Below are 12314 nucleotides of genomic sequence, written 5' to 3'. Positions count from 1 at the left end.
CTTGTGATCTGGTGTACACGTTGAGCAAGATGCCAGAAGTGTTTGGGTGGACGATTCCCGGCCATGGACGGCAGACGACGGGGTAGGCGATGCGCGAGTCAGTAGTACAGGCAGAGGTCATGATGAGCTTCGTCGTCTCGGAGGAGCTCTCCTTCCGAATTCCGGTGGAGCTGCGTTATGAGACCTGTGATCCCTATGCCGTGCGTCTGACCTTCCACCTGCCGGGCGACGCCCCGGTGACCTGGGCCTTCGGCCGTGAACTGCTGATCGACGGGGTGGGCCGCCCGTGCGGGGACGGAGACGTCCACATCGCTCCCTCCGACACCGACGGATTCGGCGACGTGCTGATCCGGCTCCAGGTGGGCGCCGACCAGGCCCGCTTCCGCTGCGGCACGGCGCCCCTGCTGGCGTTCCTCGACCGTACGGACCGCCTGGTACCGCTGGGGCAGGAACGCTCCCTCGCCGACTTCGACACCCACCTGGACGAGGCCCTGGACCGCATCCTGGCGGAGGAACAGAGCGCGGGGTAACAGCGCGGGGTGAGCAGTGCGAGGTGAACATCGCGGGGTCGGTGCGAGTCGTGCTCAGTGCTTGCGGCGGCGACCGCTCCCGCCCCGCAGCGGCGCCCGTGAGCCGGCCTGCGGCTGGGGTTGGGGCGGCGCCTGTTCGACCGGGGTGGTGCCGCCCGGGCGGTCCGCCGACACCACCAGGGCCGCGAGAGCCGTCGTGACCGGCACCGAGGCGACCAGCCCGATCGAGCCGACGAGCGTGCGCACGATCTCCTCCGCCACCAGTTCGCTGTTGGCCACCGTCCCCACGCTGCTCTCCGCGATGGAGAAGAGCAGCAGCAGAGGGAGCGCCGCGCCGGCGTAGGCGAGGACGAGCGTGTTGACGACGGACGCGATGTGGTCGCGGCCGATGCGGATGCCCGCCCGGTACAGCCCTCGCCAGCCCATCGCCGGGTTGGCCGCGTGGAGTTCCCAGACCGCCGACGTCTGCGTCACCGTGACGTCGTCGAGCACTCCGAGCGAACCGATGATGACACCCGCCAGCAGCAGACCGCTCATGTCGATGGACGGGTAGAGCCCGTGGATCAGGCCGGTGTTGTCGTCGGTGTTGCCGGTCAGTGCGGCCCAGTCGATGAACAGGGAGCCGAGCAGCCCGATCAGCAGCAGGGACAGAAGCGTGCCCAGCACCGCGACCGACGTCCGGGCGGAGAGGCCGTGGCACATGTAGAGCGCGATCAGCATGATGGCACTGGCCCCGACCACCGCCACGACCAGCGGGTTCGAGCCCTGCAGGATCGCGGGCAGGATGAAGAACGTCAGGATCAGGAAGCTGACGGCCAGCGCGACCAGCGCCATGACACCGCGCATCCGGCCCACCACGACCACGGCGAGGGCGAAGATACCGGCGAGCAGCGCCATCGGGAGCTTGCGGTTCACGTCGGTGACCGAGTACTGCAGCTCCCTGGGGGCATCGGGTGCGTACGCGACGATCACCTCCTGGCCCTGTTCCAGCTGCCGTGAGGAGTCCGGCTGGACGATCTCGGTGAAGGTACGTCCCTTGTCCTTGCCACTGTCGACCCGGACCGTCGCCTTCTTGCAGGTGCCCGAAGCCTGTTGCTGCGCGGACGAGCCCTCGGCCGTCGAGGTGTCGCCGGTCGGAGTCCCGCCCGAGGCGTTCACCGACTTGCAGTCGACCTTGTCGACCTTCGTCACGGTGGCCTGCTGGGTCTGCCGGTCGAAGCCGACACCCGTGCGCTCGTGCTCGGGGGCGCCGCCGGGCCAGAGCACCGCGAGACCGATCACGACCGCCGCGGCGAAGGGGATCAGTACCGCGGCGATGATCTTGCGCAGGTGCATGGAGACCGGGGCCGCGGGGCCGTGGTTGTGCGAGTGACCGTGCCCGTCGCCGACAGGTCCGTCGCCGCCACCGCCGCCGGGACCATGGCCGTCGGGGCCCTGTCCGTGGGGCGGTTCGGACGGTGGAAGTGGAGGCTGCTGCGTCGTGGTCACCGACCGATCATCGCAAGAACGAGAGGGGCCCACTGTTCACCGCGCCCATTGTGACGCTAGCGTGGAAGCACCTTTGCACACGCGGGAGCTCGGAGCACCGGGCTGAGAGGGCGCTGACCTCCGTATCCGCGATGTTTCACGTGGAACATCGCCGGACGGGAAACGCTGCGTCGACCGCCGAACCTGTTACCGGGTAATGCCGGCGTAGGGAGTAGGTCTCATGACCGACAAGGACGTACGCACGCCTGCCTCCAGCCAGACGAACGGGGCGCTCGCCCCGACCGATGGCACCGAGGTATCCGCCTCACCCGAGAGCGGTGGGGCAACTGCCCCGCCGGAGAACGGCGACGCCGGAAGGTCCATCGGCTGGCACAAGGCGTATGTCGAGGGCTCGCGCCCCGACCTGCGCGTGCCGGTCCGTCAGGTGCATCTCACCAACGGCCGATCGGTCACCCTGTACGACACGTCCGGCCCGTACACCGATCCTGCCGTCGACACGGAGGTGCGCAGGGGACTGGCGCCCCTGCGGGAGAACTGGATCATCGCCCGTGGCGACACCGAGGAGTACCCGGGCCGTCCCGTGCGGCCCGAGGACGACGGGATCAAGCACACCTCACCGCGCGGTGGACTGCGCAACCTCGACGCGGTCTTTCCGGGGCGCCCGCGTCTGCCCCGCAGGAGCCGTGACGGGCAGGCAGTCACCCAACTCGCGTACGCGAGGCGGGGCGAGATCACGCCGGAGATGGAGTACGTGGCCATCCGGGAGAACGTCGCCCCCGAGGTGGTACGCGAGGAGATCGCGGCGGGCCGGGCTGTTCTGCCGGCCAACGTCAACCATCCGGAGATCGAGCCGATGATCATCGGCAAGCGGTTCCTGGTGAAGGTCAACGCCAACATCGGCAACTCCGCCGTCACCTCCTCCATCGAGGAGGAGGTCGAGAAGATGACCTGGGCGACCCGCTGGGGTGCCGACACGGTCATGGATCTGTCGACCGGCCGCAACATCCACACCACCCGGGAATGGGTGCTGCGCAACTCCCCCGTGCCCATCGGGACGGTCCCCCTCTACCAGGCGCTGGAGAAGGTCGACGGGCGCGCCGAGGAACTCACCTGGGAGGTCTACAAGGACACGGTCGTCGAACAGGCCGAGCAGGGCGTCGACTACATGACCGTCCATGCGGGTGTACGCCTCCCGTACGTCCCGCTGACAGCCAACCGCAAGACCGGCATCGTCTCGCGTGGCGGCTCGATCATGGCGGCATGGTGCCTGGCGCACCACAAGGAGTCGTTCCTGTACGAGCACTTCGAGGAGCTCTGCGAGATCCTCGCCGCCTACGACGTCACCTACTCGCTCGGCGACGGTCTGCGGCCGGGTTCGATCGCGGATGCCAACGACGCCGCGCAGTTCGCGGAGCTGCGGACGCTCGGAGAACTCAACAAGGTCGCCAAGCGCTTCAACGTACAGACCATGATCGAAGGCCCCGGGCATGTCCCGATGCACAAGATCAAGGAGAACATCGACCTCCAGCAGGAGATCTGCGAGGAGGCTCCGTTCTACACGCTCGGTCCGCTGACGACGGACATCGCGCCGGCGTACGACCACATCACCTCCGGTATCGGAGCCGCGATGATCGCCTGGTGGGGCACGGCGATGCTCTGCTACGTCACGCCCAAGGAGCATCTGGGCCTGCCCAACCGTGACGACGTCAAGACGGGTGTCATCACCTACAGGATCGCGGCCCATGCGGCGGACCTCGCCAAGGGACATCCGGGCGCGCAGGAGTGGGACGACGCGTTGTCGGACGCCCGCTTCGAGTTCCGCTGGGAGGACCAGTTCAACCTGGCCCTGGATCCGGACACGGCCCGGGAGTTCCACGACGAGACGCTCCCGGCCGAGCCGGCCAAGACGGCGCACTTCTGCTCCATGTGCGGGCCGAAGTTCTGCTCGATGAAGATCAGCCACAGCATCACCGAGCAGTTCGGCGGTACGGCGGCAGCGGGAGCCTCGGCCGAGGAGGTCGCCGAGGGGATGCTCCAGAAGTCGAAGGAGTTCGCCGCCGCGGGCAACCGGGTCTACCTGCCACTGGCCGACTGACCCGGGCACACCCGCCCGCTCCGCCTGTCCGGACCGGGTGACCCCGCCGGCCGCCACGCCGCCGGGGTCACCTCGTCGCCGTTACCGCGGGCCAAGAAAAGATCGACGACGGGTTTCCGTCGTCGATCAGTCTTGGCAGGCGGACCCCTCCCTTATTCGGGAGCGTGCTCCGGCCCCCCGAAGTCCGGGCTGCTGAAGTCCGGGCTCGAGAAACTGGGGCGCGGGCCCGCTGCCGGGCCGCCGTCGGGGCTGCTGAAACCCGGGCGGTTGTAGCCGAGCTGCGGCATCCGGCTGACCGGCGCCGACGGTTTCGTACGACCGAGGGCGGCGGTACCCGGGTCCGCGAGGGCCTCCTTGAGGAACGGCATGATGCCGTGCTCCAGGAGAGCGTCGTGCCAGGCGTGCCTGGCACGGTCGACCTCCTCGCTGTGTTCGCCGTGCACGCCGGCCTGGAGCGAACTGGCGCCGTTGCGCAGGGCGGCGAGCAGCAGGCAGACCGCGGCGACCAGGATCGTGGCCGCCGTGACGGCGCCGAAGACCCATCCGGTGGTGAGGAGGGTCTGGGCGATGCCCGGCTGGGGGTCGAGCATCTTCAGGATGTAGCCGACGAGCAGGAAGATCGCCGCGGCCGTGCCGGCGAGGACAGGGGCGAGCACGGCGACGACCGCGGCGGCACCCGCCCCGGCGGTCTCGGCCACCTCCCCCATGGTGGTGGCGAGCCCCACCGCGCTCGTACCCGGATCCGAGGAACTGGAGGATCCTTCGCGGACGGGTGGGGTGGACGGCGCCGGCTGGCGCAGTTCCTCGCGGACCTTCACATAGTGCTGGTACTCGGTCGCCGCGGCCGCCGTGATGAGTGCGGTGGCGTTGAGCGCCATCGTGCGCAGCTGTTCGGGATTGAGCCGCTGACCCACGGCGGCGAGTTCCGGACGGTGTGGTGCGGAGCGCAGCGCCTCGTCGAGGATCCGCTCGTACTCTTGGCGGTCCTCACTCAGCAGGTGCTGCGGAACGCTGTTCATGTGCATCCCCCGATGCTCCGTAGGGCTGGTGGCTCGGCATGCTGACGAGCCGTCGGGCAGAAACGGAGGGGAGCCTGCTACGGATAATCCGATGGTAGAGCGGTGACGGCACAGGGTGACAGGGGGTTTCCAGAATTTGCCACCGGACCGCACGCGTCCTTCATTCAGGGACACGTGCCCCGTAAACGCTCAACCATCCAGGGGAAGTTGCTGGACCAGTAGCTTTCCGGCCATGGTCACGCCACCGTCCATCGCGATCGCGAGCTTGTCGGCGTACACGTGGGGTTCTTCGACCCGTGGCGTCGACGAGTCCCCGCCGTCCTCCGAACCGACATCGCCGCGGAGGTACGGAATGGGGCTGTGACCGTGGACGATGCGCGAACCGCCGTACGTCTCCAGCAAGGAGCGCACGGCCTGGGCGCCGCCGTCGTCGCGGAACGCGAAGCGCTTGGTGAACTTGCGGAAAAGGTCCCAGCATTCGTCCGCGTCATGGCGGGTGAGGGTTTCCCGGATGGTGTCGTTGACCGCTTCGATGGAGTCGCCGTAGTCGAGATAGGCGGTCGTGTCGGAGTGCACGAGGAGATGCCCGTCCGCCAGTTCCATCGCGTCGAGGCGGGCCATCCACTGCAGATGGTGGTCCTGGAGGCGCTCCATGTCGGTCTTCTGACCGCCGTTCAGCAGCCAGGCGGCCTGGAAGGTGGCGGTACCCGCGCCGGAGTTGACGGGGGTGTCCCCGAACCGCCTGGCGCCGAGCAGCAGCAGTTCGTGGTTGCCCATCAGCGCCTTGCAGTAGCCGCCCACCGCGGCGGCCTCCGCGGACAGCCGCATGACGAGGTCGATGACGCCGATGCCGTCGGGCCCGCGGTCGGTGAAGTCGCCGAGGAACCACAACCGCGAGGTACCCGCCACCCAGCGGGCCTCGGCGTCGATGAGCCCCTTCTCGCGCAGCGCGGCGACGAGCTCGTCGAGATATCCGTGCACGTCGCCGACGACGTACAGCGGCCCCGGCCCCTCGTCGGGCGATGGGGTCCGACCGGCCTCGGGCTCGACCGGCACCTGAACCGTGTCACCGCGGTTGATGACCGGCAGATCGCGCTCCGTCGGCGTGTAACCCTCCGGCACCTCGGCCGGGGCGCCGCCCTCGCCGTGGGGCGGCGGCCCCGCGTACGGGCCGGACCGGACGTACGGGTCGGCCGGCCCGGCGTACGGGTCAGCGGGGCCGACGTACGGGTCAGCGGCCTGGTCGTACGGCTCGGCGGACCGGTCGTACGGCCCGGCCTGTTGCGGAGGTGGTCCGGGCGGCTGCGCGTACGGACCGGCCTCGTGGACGTACGCCGGCACGCGGAAGTCGCGCACCGTCGGCGTCCGCATCTCGGGTTCCTGACCGGCCCCCTGAGTCATCGACCCCTCCACCACCATCGCGCCGCATCTGCACCGCGTCGGACTGCCTGGTCGCAGCGGCCCGCGGTGTCGTCCGCCCATCATAGGAATGCGGATCGCGCCATGTGATGACCCAGGGGTGGTGAATCGGAGCAAGACCCCAGTTCACCGTGGTTTTCTCCCGAATTGGGAGGGCCTTTCCGCGTGGGAGGTCACCCCTCCTCCGGGGACCTCGGCGGGCTGACGGTCGTCCGTGGCGGCCGTCGCTGGGAGGAGGTGCGCACGATCAGCTCCGTCGGTATCACCTGCTCGACCGGTTGGTCCGTTTCGACCCCCTCGATGGCGTCGATCAGGAGCTGGACCACGGCCGTGCCGATGCGGCGCGGTTTGAGCGAGAGTGTGGTGACGGGCGGCTCGGTGTTGGCGTAGACGGTGGACTCGCTGCAGCACACGAGAAGCAGGTCCTCCGGTACGCGCAGGCCGTAGCGCCGGGCGGCCGCGAGGAGGTCGGTGCCGTTCGGGTCGAACAGCCCGTAGACGGCGTCGGGCCGGTCCGGCCGGGCGAGCAGCCGGTCGGCGGCCACCGCCCCCGCGCACGGATCATGCGCGGGATATGCCTCGTACACGGGGTCCTGGCCCACCCGCTCGCACCAGCGGAGGTACGCGGTCGTGGAGAGGTGGGTGTACGTGTCCGTGGTCGTCCCCGTCAGCAGGCCGATGCGGCGGGCCCCGGCGGCGGCCAGGTGGTCGAGGATGCCCAGGACCGCGGCCTCGTGGTCGTTGTCCACCCAGGCGGTGACCGGCAGCGAGCCCGCCGGGCGGCCGTCCGAGACCACCGGTAACCCCTGGCGGACCAGTTCGCTGACGACCGGGTCCTGGTCGGAGGGGTCGATGACGACCGTTCCGTCCAGGGCAACGTTCGACCACACGTCGTGGCGCGAGGTGGCGGGGAGGATGACCAGGGCGTAGCCCCGGGCGAGCGCGGCCGAGGTGGCGGCTCTGGCCATCTCCGCGAAGTACGCGAACTCCGTGAAGGTGAAAGGTTCATCCCCGTAGGTCGTCACCGTCAGGCCGATGAGGCCGGACTTCCCCGTACGGAGCGTTCGGGCCGCCGCGGAGGGGCGGTAGCCCAGCCGGTCGGCGACCTCGCGGACATGGCGTCTGGTGGCGTCCGGAAGTCGCCCCTTGCCGTTGAGTGCGTCGGACACCGTCGTAATGGACACTCCGGCGGCCGCGGCCACGTCTCTGATGCCCGCCCGGCCCGGCCGGCTTCCTCGGCGGGAGGTATCCGACCGGCTCACCTGGTGCTTCCCTGCTGCTGTCATGGCGAGCCGATAGTAGGGCTCATGCGGTGGGGTAGTGCGGACGCATATGCACGCGTTGACAGTCACGTTTCTGCATGGTCATAAATACGCAACTACCTTTGAAAGCAAGGGGGTTGACCAATTCAATGGCAGTACGTCACTTGTCGACGCGCAAGTGCCTGCCAAATGAGCCATGTTTCGAAGAGGTCTCAACTCACCTTCACGAGGGATGCGCGCCACGGCGCGAGCCACCGGCGCGGATTGCGGCGGGCAGCGCGCCCCCTCTTTCGTACGCCTTCGTGCGGTGATGCCCAGGAGTGCGTACGCGGATCCGCGGTGCCGGCCGCGAGGTCGGTCCCGGGCCGTACGCAGTGGGACCGAATCCTCTTAAGGTGAGCAGTATTGGCAGCCGGTGGTGGTGACGAGCCGGAGAAGGTCACGAGGAGGACTGCGGTGAGCGAGACGAGCCCGAAGCTGCGAGCCGAGCTGGAGGGTATCCCCACGTACAGGCCGGGCAAGCCCGCTGCCGCGGGGGACGGCCCGGTGGCGTACAAGCTGTCCTCCAACGAGAATCCCTATCCGCCGCTCCCGGGCGTGCTGGAGAGCGTGACCGCCGCGGCCGGCGCCTTCAACCGCTACCCCGACATGGCGTGCACGGGCTTGATGAGCGAGCTGGCGGACCGGTTCGGGGTACCGCTCACGCATCTGGCCACCGGTACCGGCTCGGTCGGCGTCGCCCAGCAGCTGGTGCAGGCGACCTCCGGACCGGGCGACGAGGTGATCTACGCCTGGCGGTCCTTCGAGGCTTACCCGATCATCACCCGCGTCAGCGGGGCGACGGCGGTCCAGGTGCCGCTGACGCCGGGGGACGTGCACGACCTCGACGCGATGGCGGACGCGATCACCGACCGCACGCGGCTGATCTTCGTCTGCAACCCCAACAACCCCACGGGGACGGCGGTGCGCCGGGCCGAGCTGGAACGGTTCCTCGACCGGGTGCCCGGTGATGTCCTCGTGGTCCTCGACGAGGCGTACAAGGAGTTCGTGCGCGACGTCGAGGTGCCGGACGGTGTCGAGCTCTACCGGGAGCGCCCGAACGTGTGCGTGCTGCGGACGTTCTCCAAGGCGTACGGTCTCGCCGGGCTGCGGGTCGGCTTCGCGATCGCCCATGAGCCGGTGGCGGCGGCGCTGCGCAAGACGGCTGTGCCCTTCGGGGTGAGCCAGCTCGCGCAGGACGCCGCGGTCGCCTCACTGCGGGCCGAGGACGAGTTGCTGGGGCGGGTCGGCGCGCTGGTGGGCGAACGCGCGCGCGTGGTCGAGACGCTGCGCGGGCAGGGCTGGACGGTGCCGGACACACAGGCGAACTTCGTGTGGCTGCGGCTCGGGGAGCGCACCGTCGACTTCGCCGCCGTCTGTGAGCGGGCCGGAGTCGTGGTGCGGCCGTTCGCGGGCGAAGGGGTTCGTGTGACGGTGGGCGAGGCCGAGGCCAACGACATCTTCCTGCAGACGGCGGAGAACTTCCGCAAGGAGTTCTGACCGCCCCCTGCCGAGCGCCCTCTGTCCCCGCTCGCCCTCTGTCCCGGCGTGCTCAGACCGGGCCCTCCGTGCCCGTGGCGGGCCCGCCGTGCCCCGCCCGGCTCGATCCGACCGACCAGGCCCCGGCATCCCGCTCACCCGGGATGCCGGGGCCTGACGTCCATGGCGTAACTCACCTTCCCCTGGCGCGCCTCTGACCTGGCATTTCACGTCGTAGGAGCCCGGCTTCGCGCCGAGCGACCCCCACCTGTCACGTCTCGAACGAGCATGCGGCATAATTGCTTGTGAATGTGAACGCGTTCACAAGCGAGTCCCAGTTACTCCCGTGATGTCCAGGACAAGCGGGACAAACTGCCGCTGTTACGACGGCGACGTAAGGAGATGACGACGTGGAATTGGCTCTGGCGCCGGAAACGGTGGCCCGATGGCAGTTCGGCATCACCACCGTCTACCACTTCCTGTTCGTCCCGCTCACGATCTCGCTCGCCGCGCTCACCGCGGGCCTGCAGACCGCCTGGGTGCGTACGGAGAAGGAGAAGTACCTCAGGGCCACCAAGTTCTGGGGCAAGCTCTTCCTGATCAACATCGCGATGGGCGTCGTCACGGGCATCGTGCAGGAGTTCCAGTTCGGCATGAACTGGTCCGACTACTCGCGCTTCGTCGGTGACGTCTTCGGAGCCCCGCTCGCCTTCGAGGCCCTGATCGCCTTCTTCTTCGAGTCCACGTTCATCGGGCTGTGGATCTTCGGTTGGGACAAACTGCCGAAGAAGATCCACCTCGCGTGCATATGGATGGTCTCGATCGGCACGCTGCTGTCGGCGTACTTCATCCTCGCGGCCAACTCCTGGATGCAGCACCCCGTCGGCTACCGGATCAACGAGCAGAAGGGCCGGGCCGAACTCACCGACTTCTGGCTGGTCCTGACCCAGAACACCGCGCTCAACCAGGTCTTCCACAGCTTCTCGGCGGCCTTCCTGACGGGTGGCGCCTTCATGGTGGGCATCGCCGCGTTCCACCTCATGCGCAAGAGGCACATTCCGGTGATGCGGACCTCGCTCCGCCTCGGTCTGGTCACCATGGCGGTCGGCGGCATACTCACGGCGATCAGCGGCGACACCCTCGGCAAGGTCATGTACGAGCAGCAGCCGATGAAGATGGCCGCCGCCGAGGCGCTGTGGGACGGCGAGGAGCCCGCGCCCTTCTCGGTCTTCGCATACGGAGACGTCGACGAGGGCCACAACAAGGTGGCCCTGGAGATACCCGGGCTCCTGTCCTTCCTCGCCCACAGCGACTTCGACTCGTACGTGCCCGGTATCCACGACACCAACAAGGCGCTGCAGGAGAAGTTCGGGCCCGGTGACTACAAGCCCATCGTCCCTGTCGCCTACTGGGGCTTCCGCTGGATGATCGGCTTCGGCATGGCGTCCTTCTCGCTGGGCCTGCTGGGGCTGTGGCTCACCCGGAAGAGGTTCCTGCTGCCGGCCGCCCATCGGACGGGGGAGGACGAGGTGCCGCATCTGGTGCTGCTGAGGAAGCCGCTCGGGTCCAGGCTCACCCGGCTGTACTGGCTCCTCGCTCTCTGGACGATGGCGTTCCCGCTGATCGCCAACGGGTGGGGCTGGATCTTCACCGAGATGGGCCGGCAGCCCTGGGTCGTCTACGGCGTGATGCAGACCCGGGACGCGGTCTCCCCCGGTGTGTCGCAGGGCGAGATGCTCATCTCCCTGGGCGTGCTCACGACGATCTACGCGATCCTCGCCGTCGTCGAGGTGAAGCTCCTCGTGAAGTACGTCAAGGCAGGACCTCCCGAGCTGACCGAGGCCGACCTCAACCCGCCCACGAAGATCGGTGGCGACCTCCGGGACGCCGACAAGCCGATGGCCTTCTCCTACTAGGCCGAGGGAGCTGCTGAGTCATGGAACTCCACACCATCTGGTTCGTCCTCATCGCCGTCCTGTGGACCGGCTACTTCTTCCTGGAGGGGTTCGACTTCGGGATCGGCGTACTCACCAAGCTGCTCGCCCGGAACCGGACCGAGAAGCGGGTCCTGATCAACACCATCGGACCGGTCTGGGACGGGAACGAGGTGTGGCTGCTCTCCGCGGGAGGCGCGACCTTCGCCGCCTTCCCCGAGTGGTACGCCACGCTCTTCTCCGGCTTCTATCTGCCCCTGCTGCTCATCCTCGTCTGCCTGATCGTGCGCGGAGTCGCCTTCGAGTACCGGGCGAAGCGGCCAGAGGAGCAGTGGCAGCGCAACTGGGAGCATGCGATCTTCTGGACCTCGCTGCTCCCGGCGTTCCTGTGGGGTGTGGCGTTCGGCAACATCGTGCGGGGCGTGAAGATCGACCAGGACATGGAGTACGTGGGCAGCCTCTGGGACCTGCTCAACCCGTACGCCCTCCTGGGCGGCCTGGTGACGTTGACGCTGTTCACCTTCCACGGGGCGGTGTTCGCGGCGCTCAAGACCCTCGGGGACATCCGGGAACGGGCGCGGAAGCTGGCCGGCGGGCTGGGACTGGTGACGGCCGTGCTCGCGCTGGTCTTCCTGCTCTGGACCCAGACGGAGAACGGTGACGGCAAGAGCCTGGTCGCGATGGCCGTGGCGGTGCTCGCGCTGGTCGCGGCCGTCGGGGCGAACATGGCAGGGCGTGAAGGCTGGGCTTTCGCGCTGTCCGGCCTCACCATCGTCGCCGCGGTCGCGATGCTCTTCCTGACGCTCTTCCCGAACGTCATGCCGTCCTCTCTCGCTGACGAGTGGAGCCTGACGGTCACCAACGCCTCGTCGAGCCCGTACACGTTGAAGATCATGACCTGGTGTGCCGTGATCGCGACGCCGATGGTGATGCTCTATCAGGGGTGGACGTACTGGGTGTTCCGCAAGCGGATCGGCACGCAGCACATTGCCGACGCCGTGCACTGAGCTTGATGGGCCTGCTGAATCCAGGGGGCATGTTTCACGTGA

Annotated in this window: 9 protein-coding genes and 1 riboswitch; of the genes, 5 read left to right on the top strand and 4 right to left on the bottom strand. The window is 68.4% G+C overall.

Annotated elements, in window-relative coordinates; genetic code table 11:
* Positions 1–89 precede the first annotated feature (89 nt).
* Positions 90–530, top strand: coding sequence for an SsgA family sporulation/cell division regulator (locus ACFYXC_RS16555; RefSeq protein WP_389551981.1), 441 nt, complete (start codon positions 90–92; stop codon positions 528–530).
* 54 nt (positions 531–584) lie between these two features.
* On the opposite strand, the gene ACFYXC_RS16550 is transcribed toward ACFYXC_RS16555, so the two are convergent.
* The gene (locus ACFYXC_RS16550) at positions 585–2018 is read right to left on the bottom strand and encodes a YibE/F family protein (RefSeq protein ID WP_389551980.1); all 1434 of its coding nucleotides are present in this window, start codon (positions 2016–2018) and stop codon (positions 585–587) included.
* A 71-nt stretch (positions 2019–2089) separates the two neighbouring features.
* A riboswitch (TPP riboswitch) is annotated at positions 2090–2246 on the top strand.
* Between ACFYXC_RS16550 and thiC the strand changes: the two genes are divergently transcribed.
* Positions 2239–4113 (top strand): phosphomethylpyrimidine synthase ThiC, encoded by a 1875-nt coding sequence (gene thiC, locus ACFYXC_RS16545; protein ID WP_389551977.1) that lies wholly within the window; start codon positions 2239–2241, stop codon positions 4111–4113. It overlaps the preceding riboswitch by 8 nt.
* 152 nt (positions 4114–4265) lie before the next feature.
* Here the strand turns inward: thiC and ACFYXC_RS16540 are convergent, their stop codons facing one another.
* The 3 genes from ACFYXC_RS16540 to ACFYXC_RS16530 all read right to left on the bottom strand — a co-directional run bounded on the left by ACFYXC_RS16540 (position 4266) and on the right by ACFYXC_RS16530 (position 7837).
* The gene (locus ACFYXC_RS16540) at positions 4266–5138 is read right to left on the bottom strand and encodes a hypothetical protein (protein WP_388923119.1); all 873 of its coding nucleotides are present in this window, start codon (positions 5136–5138) and stop codon (positions 4266–4268) included.
* A 183-nt stretch (positions 5139–5321) separates the two neighbouring features.
* Positions 5322–6548, bottom strand: a complete 1227-nt coding sequence (locus ACFYXC_RS16535) for a metallophosphoesterase (protein WP_389552806.1) — start codon at positions 6546–6548, stop codon at positions 5322–5324.
* Between the two features lie 176 nt (positions 6549–6724).
* Positions 6725–7837 carry a LacI family DNA-binding transcriptional regulator gene (locus tag ACFYXC_RS16530; RefSeq protein WP_388923116.1) on the bottom strand — a complete coding sequence of 371 codons (1113 nt, stop codon included), beginning with the start codon at positions 7835–7837 and terminating at the stop codon, positions 6725–6727.
* A gap of 432 nt (positions 7838–8269) precedes the next feature.
* Here ACFYXC_RS16530 and hisC point away from each other — a divergent pair, with 432 nt between their 5' ends.
* The 3 genes from hisC (at position 8270) to cydB (ending at position 12272) form a co-directional block, all read left to right on the top strand.
* Positions 8270–9352, top strand: coding sequence for a histidinol-phosphate transaminase (gene hisC / locus ACFYXC_RS16525; protein ID WP_389551973.1), 1083 nt, complete (start codon positions 8270–8272; stop codon positions 9350–9352).
* A 389-nt stretch (positions 9353–9741) separates the two neighbouring features.
* Positions 9742–11247, top strand: a complete 1506-nt coding sequence (locus tag ACFYXC_RS16520) for a cytochrome ubiquinol oxidase subunit I (protein ID WP_389551970.1) — start codon at positions 9742–9744, stop codon at positions 11245–11247.
* A 20-nt stretch (positions 11248–11267) separates the two neighbouring features.
* Positions 11268–12272, top strand: a complete 1005-nt coding sequence (cydB, locus tag ACFYXC_RS16515) for a cytochrome d ubiquinol oxidase subunit II (RefSeq protein ID WP_389551967.1) — start codon at positions 11268–11270, stop codon at positions 12270–12272.
* Positions 12273–12314: the final 42 nt, after the last annotated feature.

The organism is Streptomyces sp. NPDC002701 (genome assembly GCF_042889045.1).
In the GTDB taxonomy this organism is placed as follows: Bacteria; Actinomycetota; Actinomycetes; order Streptomycetales; family Streptomycetaceae; genus Streptomyces.
This window is presented reverse-complemented; position numbering and strand designations above follow the sequence as displayed.

Coding starts and splice junctions, on each gene's coding strand:
- ACFYXC_RS16555 (WP_389551981.1), top strand. CDS start 90: ATGCGCGAGTCAGTAGTACAGGCAGAGGTCATGATGAGCTTCGTCGTC.
- thiC (WP_389551977.1), top strand. CDS start 2,239: ATGACCGACAAGGACGTACGCACGCCTGCCTCCAGCCAGACGAACGGG.
- ACFYXC_RS16540 (WP_388923119.1), bottom strand. CDS start 5,138: ATGCACATGAACAGCGTTCCGCAGCACCTGCTGAGTGAGGACCGCCAA.
- ACFYXC_RS16530 (WP_388923116.1), bottom strand. CDS start 7,837: ATGACAGCAGCAGGGAAGCACCAGGTGAGCCGGTCGGATACCTCCCGC.
- cydB (WP_389551967.1), top strand. CDS start 11,268: ATGGAACTCCACACCATCTGGTTCGTCCTCATCGCCGTCCTGTGGACC.